We start from the raw sequence: 2,010 nt of genomic DNA on the forward strand, positions 1-2,010 counted from the left end.
CCAGTGGCGAGCAGGTCGGCGTAGTGATCAAGGACGGCACCACCCAGTCTCCCGCCACCAACGTTGAAGTGCCGTTGCTGGCGCCGCAACTGGGTACTGTCAATCCTGATAATGGCACATTGCCGGTGACCGGTAAGCCGGGCTCGACCGCGCAGTTGCAGGATCCAAGCAGCAACCTGACGGGTAAGCCACTAGACAGTAAAGTCCAGGACGTAGTCGATCCTGCTAATGGCAATGTGCTAGTCACGGGAAAGCCGGGTTCGACCGTTCAGTTGCAGGACCAAAGCGGCAACCTGATTGGTAAGCCAGTGAAACTGGACGATCAGGGCCATGGCACCGTTACATTGCCGGGTAATACCAGCGGTCAACAGGTCAGCGTAGTGATCAAGGACGGCACCACCCAGTCCCCAGCCACCAACGTTGAAGTGCCGTTGCTGGCACCGCAGCTGGGCGCCATTGATCCAGTCACCGGACAGTTGCCGGTGATTGGAAAACCAGGTTCGATCGTGCAGTTGCTGGATCAGGACGGTAAACCGATTGGCAGCCCGACCACCTTGGACGATAAAGGCCAGGGTACGCTTGTACTGCCGCCAAGTGCCAGCGAGGAACGGGTCGGTGTGGTGATCAAGGACGCCAACGCCCAGTCGCCCGTGACCAGCGTGGATGTGCCACTACTGGCACCGCAGGTGGGAACCGTCGACCCGGCCACCGGCCAGTTGCCGGTGATCGGCAAACCAGGCGCCAGCGTGCAGTTGCACGATAAAGACGGCAAGGCGGTTAGTACACCTGTCGTTCTGGATGCTCAGGGGCAGGGCGTGCTGACGCCCCCGGTGAGCACTAGCGGCGACACTCTGCAGGTGGTGCAGACCTCGGGCGCAACGCCGTCGCCAGCCAGCGACGCGGTCAGCATTCCCATCTTGAAACCGACCTTAGGTACAGTTGATCCACAAACCGGCACTCTCGTCGTAGAAGGCAAGCCGGGCGCAACCGTGCAACTGGAAGATGCCGCAGGCAACCTGGTTGGGACGCCTGTCATCTTGAACGGTGAAGGCAAAGGCGCCTTGCAAGTGCCGGTCACCCAGAGCGATAAGCCGGTGGTGGTCACGCAAACGGTAAACAATGTCGAATCACTGCCTTCCGCAGCAATCAGCGTACCGCTGCTCAAACCGTTGCTGGAAGTGCCCGATGCCGCGACAGGCACCGTAGCTGTCACCGGCAAACCAGGTGCCAGCGTGCAGTTGCACGACAAAGACGGCAAGGCGGTCGGTACGTCTGTGGCTCTGGATGACGCAGGCAAGGGCGTGCTGACACTGCCGGTGGACACCAGTGGCGACAGCCTGACAGCCGTACAGACCTCGGGCACCACTAAATCCCCAGAGAGCGATGCGGTCAGCATTCCTGTACTCAAACCCGTCGTGGGGGCAATCGACCCGCAAACCGGTATTCTCGTCGTAGAAGGCAAGCCAGGCGCCACCGTGCAGTTGAAAGACAGCACAGGTACCGCCGTGGGCACGCCGGTCACGCTGGGCACCGACGGCAAGGGCACGCTGCAAATCCCGACTACCTTGAGCGATCAACCCGTAACGGTCACTCAGACCGTTAACAACAACGAATCGCCAGCCACCGCCGCGCAGACCGTACCGCTGTTGAAGCCCGAACTGGGCACCGTCAACGCGGCCACTGGTGAACTGCCGGTGACCGGCAAGCCGGGCGCTAGCGTGCAGTTGCAAGATAGCGCCAATAACCCGGTCGGTGCCCCCGTTATGCTTGATGCCGTCGGTAACGGCGTGTTGACGTTGCCTGCAAATACAGCCGGCGAGCTTTTGCACGCCGTGCAGACATCCGGCACGACCAACTCGCCGGCCAGCGATGCGCTGACTATCCCAGCATTGACCCCTACCGTGGGCACAATCAATGAAGAAACCGGCACCCTCACTGTTGAAGGCAAGCCAGGTGCAACCGTGCAGTTGAAAGACAGCACAGGTACCGCCGTGGGCACGCCGGTCACGC

General features: G+C 61.1%; 1 protein-coding gene. It reads left to right on the plus strand.

The window, feature by feature from the left end; genetic code table 11:
• The coding region (locus tag E4P00_RS24670) for a hypothetical protein (RefSeq protein ID WP_248133228.1) at nt 1-2,010 on the plus strand (2,010 nt) is incomplete at both ends.

It is taken from the genome of Pseudomonas sp. B329 (genome assembly GCF_023127835.1).
Taxonomy (GTDB): Bacteria; Pseudomonadota; Gammaproteobacteria; order Pseudomonadales; family Pseudomonadaceae; genus Aquipseudomonas; species Aquipseudomonas synxantha_A.